The sequence below is a fragment of the Xenorhabdus aichiensis genome, from assembly GCF_028598775.1.
GTDB lineage: Bacteria > Pseudomonadota > Gammaproteobacteria > Enterobacterales > Enterobacteriaceae > Xenorhabdus > Xenorhabdus bovienii.
On record NZ_JAQRFO010000019.1, the window covers coordinates 74,583 to 80,897 of the forward strand.

5 protein-coding genes are annotated in these 6,315 nt (G+C 44.5%); 3 read left to right on the plus strand and 2 right to left on the minus strand.

Annotated elements, in window-relative coordinates:
- Both hpaC and dtpB read left to right on the plus strand, forming a co-directional pair.
- Positions 1-519: a 4-hydroxyphenylacetate 3-monooxygenase, reductase component gene (hpaC, locus tag PSI22_RS10485; RefSeq protein ID WP_273579696.1), complete on the plus strand. Its 519-nt coding sequence runs from the start codon at positions 1-3 to the stop codon at positions 517-519.
- A 722-nt stretch (positions 520-1,241) separates the two neighbouring features.
- Positions 1,242-2,708: a dipeptide/tripeptide permease DtpB gene (gene dtpB / locus PSI22_RS10490; RefSeq protein WP_273579697.1), complete on the plus strand. Its 1,467-nt coding sequence runs from the start codon at positions 1,242-1,244 to the stop codon at positions 2,706-2,708.
- Between the two features lie 82 nt (positions 2,709-2,790).
- Here the strand turns inward: dtpB and PSI22_RS10495 are convergent, their stop codons facing one another.
- The gene (locus tag PSI22_RS10495) at positions 2,791-4,119 is read right to left on the minus strand and encodes an MFS transporter (RefSeq protein WP_273579698.1); all 1,329 of its coding nucleotides are present in this window, start codon (positions 4,117-4,119) and stop codon (positions 2,791-2,793) included.
- 9 nt (positions 4,120-4,128) lie between these two features.
- The gene (gene uhpB, locus PSI22_RS10500) at positions 4,129-5,655 is read right to left on the minus strand and encodes a signal transduction histidine-protein kinase/phosphatase UhpB (protein ID WP_273579699.1); all 1,527 of its coding nucleotides are present in this window, start codon (positions 5,653-5,655) and stop codon (positions 4,129-4,131) included.
- 344 nt (positions 5,656-5,999) lie between these two features.
- Here uhpB and PSI22_RS10505 point away from each other — a divergent pair.
- Positions 6,000-6,315: site-specific integrase (locus tag PSI22_RS10505; RefSeq protein WP_503016471.1), on the plus strand; the 316-nt coding region annotated here is incomplete at its 3' end.

Here is a 6,315-nt window from a genome sequence, read left to right on the forward strand (position 1 = left end):
ATGTCTGTAGAAAATGAACATCGCCTGCGTTTTCGGAATGCGATGGCAAGCCTTTCCGCTGCGGTAAATATCATCACCACGGATGGCCCTGCGGGGCGATGCGGTATAACTGCAACGGCGGTGTGCTCTGTGACAGATACGCCTCCGACTCTGATGGTATGCATCAACCGCAATAGCGCCATGAATCCGGTATTTCAGGAAAATGGCCGCCTGTGTGTCAATATTCTGAATCATGAACAGGAATTGATTGCCCGCCATTTCGCCGGAATGACGGGTGTCAGCATGGAAGAGCGCTTTGGCTGGAATATCTGGAAAACGGGCATTCTGGGGCAACCGATGCTGAAAGAAACACTGGCCAATCTGGAAGGAAGTATTGAGCAAGTACAGGAAATCGGCACGCATTATGTCTATCTAGTGGAAGTCAAACAGATGGCGGTCAAGGAAGAAGGCCACGGGCTGATTTATTTTAAACGTGATTTTCATCATGTGATGGATAAAAGCCTGGCGGATGCGGTCTAATTTTATACGGTAATTTATCCAATATTTCCCCGGCCAATATTTTTCCAAGAGAAGTAGAAGGCTCCATCCGAGAGCCTTCATCAACTGAACATTTCACTTTTCTCATAGCTCTCTAAAACAACAATCCAATAACTCTAATTTGTTATAAAGATACAAAAACGTACTGAATGATAAATTTAAGTTAACTTCATCTGAATTCAATAGTATTAATTTTGAATAAAATGATGAAATTTTATTTTTTATCACTAAGTATTACTAATTGTATTATATCGAATTTTGGATATTAATGGATGATATCAATAAGAATAGCTCAATAAAGAGTCGCAGGCGAATTCAACGGGTCTATTCATCTTATTGCACAGTATAATAAGATGAATTTAACATTGGTTCAAATTCGATTACTGCACTACCTCAAAAACAGGCATACATCATTGATTTAAAATAACCATATTAGGTTATTTTAAATCATTTAATCCTTTGATTAACAATTTTTGACATTAAGTTAGTGAATATTCTGCCAAATCTGGTATTACTTTTCACGTTAGTGTGATCTACCACTGAGAAGATATTATACCTGTATATTAACCTCCCGCGTTCTACGATCACTTGAATAAATAAACAAAATCACAACCCGTACAATACATTATGTTATCGTCCAGTTAACATCAGTATAAACTCTGGATGTATTGTCCATTGGAATGACAACTAACAGAGGCACCTCTATGAGTAAAACCGCACCCGTCGGTTTATGGGATCAACCAAAACCCTTTTTCATGATCTTTTTTGTTGAACTATGGGAACGATTTGGTTTCTACGGCGTTCAAGGCATTTTGGCCGTTTATTTCGTTCAACAACTGGGTTTTTCAGAAGAACAATCATTTATTACCTTTGGTGCGTTCACCGCTCTGGTGTACGGCCTGATTTCTATCGGTGGTTATGTTGGTGACCACATACTTGGAACTAAACGAACCATCGTTCTGGGTGCGATTGTCATGGCAATCGGCTATTACATGATCGGCCTGTCTATCATGAACCCGGAACTGATTTTTTATGCATTAGGCACCGTTGCGGTCGGTAATGGTCTTTTCAAGGCCAACCCCGCCAGCCTGCTGGCTAAATGTTACCAACCACAAGACCCCCGTCTGGATGGGGCATTTACTCTGTTTTATATGTCCATCAATCTCGGCTCTCTGTTTTCCCTTTCCCTCGCCCCGGTGATTGCTGAAAAATATGGTTATACCGTTACTTACAATATCTGCGGTATCGGCCTGATCATCGCCCTGTTGGTATATATCGCCTGCCGTCGTATGGTACATAATATCGGCTCTACACCTGATCATCATCCTATCAAGCCCATCAGTCTTATTGCCGTTCTGATAGGTTCTGTGGCCATGATTGGTGTCTGTGCATGGTTACTGCACAATATCAAGGTTGCCAATATCGCCCTGTTCGCGATTACCACCATCGTCGTACTGATTTTCTTCTGGCAGGCATTCAAGCAGAAAAAAGTCGCCCGTAATAAAATGTTCGTGGCGTTTATTCTGATGCTTCAGGCTGTGGTGTTCTTTATCCTGTATAACCAGATGCCAATGTCCCTCAACTTCTTCGCCATTAACAACGTCCATCACCAGATCCTCGGTTTTGATGTCAATCCCGTCAGTTTCCAAGCATTTAACCCATTCTGGATTATCATCTTCAGCCCAATACTGGCGGTGGTTTACACCAAGCTGGGAGCGAAAGGTAAAGACTTCTCCATGCCGGCAAAATTCACCTTCGGCATGTTCCTGTGCTCTCTGGGTTTCCTGACAGCCGCCGCCTCCGGTTTGTTTGCTGATGCCCAAGGCATTACTTCACCGTGGTTTATCGTGCTGGTTTATCTGTTCCAGAGCATAGGCGAATTGATGATCAGCGCTCTGGGGCTGGCAATGGTCGCGGCATTTGTTCCCAGTTATCTGACCGGCTTTATTCTGGGAATGTGGTTCCTGTCGCAAGCGGTGGCATCAATGCTGGCAAGTCATGTGGCGGCACTCACTGCTACCCCCGTAGGCGTGACTGATCCTCTGCAAACTCTGCCAATTTATATGAGTGTGTTCGGTAAAATCGGTGTTGCCACTCTGATTGTCGCCATTATCATGACCTTTATGGTTCCGTGGTTGAACCGTATCATGAGAGAAGAAGTGAAGGCTTAATCTGCCGAGCTCTGATTGAAAAGACCCTCCACTCGATATTTATTCAGAGAACGAGTGGAGGATGCTCTCATCCTTTCTACATTTAACGTTGTCCCCTTTGCTTAGGAAACTGTGCTTGCAGGAAAGGCAGCAATAATAAACCGATCATGACGGCACAGACGGAAATGGTCATAAATACCCCAGCCCAATGATAGTTTTCCAGAATAATGGCAAAAGGATAGCCCGCAATAGCCGCGCCTGTATAAGCAAAAAGCCCCACAAAACCCGTCGCAGCACCGGCAGAATCTTTATGCGAACACTCTGCGGCAGCCATACCAATCAGCAATTGTGGGCCAAACACAAAAAAACCGATCGCAAAAAAGCCAAGCGATTGAAAAACCAAACCCGTGACAGGCATCAACCATAAAGCCGCCACTGACAAGAAAATACCCATCGAGAATATCAGATTCATCGGGCCACGATTGCCGCCAAAGAGTTTATCTGATCCCCAACCTGCGACCAGCGATCCCATAAATCCTCCCACTTCAAAGAGCGATAATACGGCGTTTGCGCTCACTAAATCATAATGATGGTATTCAGTCAGATACAGGTTTCCCCAGTCGTTGATGACGGTGCGAACGATGTATACCAGCACGTAACTAAAGGAAAGCAACCAGATATATTTGTTGCGGAAAACGTAGGTTCTCAGGATCTCTCTGGTAGTCAGGCCTTTGCCTTGATTTTCCTGAGCCTTTTCCAACAGATCATTGCGAAACTGACCGATGGTCGGTAGCCCCATCGTGCTCGGCTTATCGCGTAATCGCCAGCATAAGAGTATGCCTGTCAAGATCCCAACGCAGCCCGGCACGATAAATCCTTCTCGCCAGCTAAAATGCAAGGTTAAGAAACTGACGATCAATGCAATCAACGCACTCCCTACATGGTGTGAAGTATTCCAAATCGCCCACCAGAAGCCACGTTCTGAGCGAGAATACCAAGTCGTGAGTAACTTAGCGCATGAAGGAGAACCCCATCCTTGAAACCAGGCATTTAATATCCAAAGAAAGGTAAACATGACAATGGAGCTGGACAGCCCAAACAAGATATTGATGATCCCCGTGGCAATCAGCCCTATTCCCATAAAATAGCGGGGGTTGGAACGATCAGAAATAATGCCGGAAAAAAATTTCGAACAGCCATAAGTGATATAAAACAACGTCCCGATGAGGCCAATTTCACTTTTATCAAGGCCAAGATCGGTGATCATGGCAGGCATCGCATAGTTGAAGCTTTTACGGGTAAAGTAAAATAGCGCATAGCCCACGTATAGATTCAACATAATATGCAAGCGCCAGTAACGGTATTGCTCCCGGATTTCTGCATCGGACAGATTGCCGTGAGGTATGGGTTTGGATTGAGAAAAACCTGTCATGACCACTTCTTAAAATTTGGGCAAAATGATCGATAAATCCGTACCCGCGCTTGTCGAGTCATTCTGCCGTTTTTCGCTATGAATTGAGAATTGGCCACCGAGTGCCTGTACGCGTTCCCGCATGCCCCGTAAACCAAACCCTTTCAGGTTATCTTCAGCCTTACAGCCAATGCCGTTGTCTTTAATCAATAAACGGATCATTCCTCTGACAGAAAAATGCAACTCAATGCGATCCGCCTGAGAGTATTTTAATGCATTATTCAGGGCTTCCTGACAGAGACGATATAACGTGACTTTTGTTGTGTCACTTAATTGCTCAATGACCTCGGCAGAATTAGCTTCCCAATGGATTTCCACTGATATGCCGCAGTTTTCAAATTCCATATCCCGCAGCAATTGTTCAATCGCTTCTTTCAGACCAAGGTCATCAAGGATTTTGGGACGCAGACAACTGAGTAACCTTTTGGTCGTATCATAAACATTAAGGGATAATGATTCGATAGTTTTGGCACAATTCGAGCCAATAGGCGTCACTTCGACCCGCTGAATAATATTAGCCTGCGTCCGAATGGCTGTAATGTTCTGACCAATTTCATCATGCAGTTCTCGCGCAATATCGCGCCGTACCGATTCCTCCGCTTTGACTAATTGGCCCGCAAGACTACGGTTACGATAGAGTTCACGCTTTAACTGTGTATTAAGATCACGTTGACGCTGAACCGCCATGCCAAGCATTATCCCGGTGATGGTTTGTGCCAAGAGCGATAACAGTAAGTCGGTGATTTCCATATTCGAAACACCACTGCGCGCAGCAATCAATACGATGCTGTTCAGTAATGTCCCCAGTAAGGCACCCTGCCAACCATAACGAAAGGCCAACAGAATAATGGGGATAGCCAGACAGAACGGTGCAAAATAGCGTAATTCATTGGGAAAACCAATTTGTAACAGAATATTCAGTACAAATAGCAAGGCATACAGAATAACGCGATGAAGGCGAAACTGGATTTGACGCGACACGACGTTGGCTGTCAGAGGCAACCAGATGCTTTGGAACAGATAATGCCAGACTAAATAGCATGTGGGCACCAACATAACGCCACCGGTTAAGCTGACCAGAAACACGATGATCAAAGATGGGTTGTGGTTACTCACTGCCACGACATTAATGATGGCGGTTGCTGTGATCACCATTGCCATGACAGCGAGCCGCTGCCATTGACTGCCGCGATAATAACGGCTGGCAACCCAGACAACAGGGAGGCTGGCTATGCTGGCAGTGAGCACAGTGAGCCATTGAGGCTGCCCCATTAATAGCGCCAGACAGATGGTCAGCCACCATTCTGCACCATAAACGGTTGGCCAATAATGTTTTGGCGTATGTAATACGATGCCAAGGCGCAGAGCAAAAGGAAAAAATAAAATGGCCAGTTCTGGGTCATTAACAAAATAGTAGGCGATCACCCACAAGCAGAACCAACAACATGAGAACAATAACCAGCCACAAAATGAATTGATCAGATATCGATTAATCATAAAAAAAAAATTTCCCAGATAACACGCCAACTCCCCACCGTTCCTTGCTATTATCATGAATTATTTGGGTTTCCATTTTTGCTGATTTTCGTGCATTTAAGGTTTTTTGGGCTATTTTAGGATTACCAGCACCCCCAATAGCACCCCTTTTACATCGAAAAACACGAATTGGAGAGAATCAAAGCTGGCCTACTATAGCATTGAAAAACGCCCACGCGCAGACGGTACTAGACTACACCTCAAATCCCACACATGAAGCCCGTTCAGTTTTAACCCAAATGGGGTTAATCAGTAAAAGCCAGCGACGCAGCAGAAGACCAGAACGCGAGGAGTTAGAGAGAGTGATGGAGGTGCTACGTAGAAAAGGGCGTCACTGGACAAGTGATATCCCTTACGAGGATATATTGAATTTCTCAATACTTTCCTGCATGCGCATTGGAGAGATATGTAAAAAAAGATGGGATGATATTGATCAGAAGCAGAGGTCTGTGCTCGTAAGAGACAGAAAAGATCCCAGAAAGAAGATAGGCAATCATATGCTTGTTCCTTTACTTGGGGAGCCGTGGGATATCGTTCAAAAACAATCCAAATCTGATAGTGGAATTATCTTTCCCTACAATGCGGCAAGTATATCTCATGGTTTTCACAATGCATGCACCG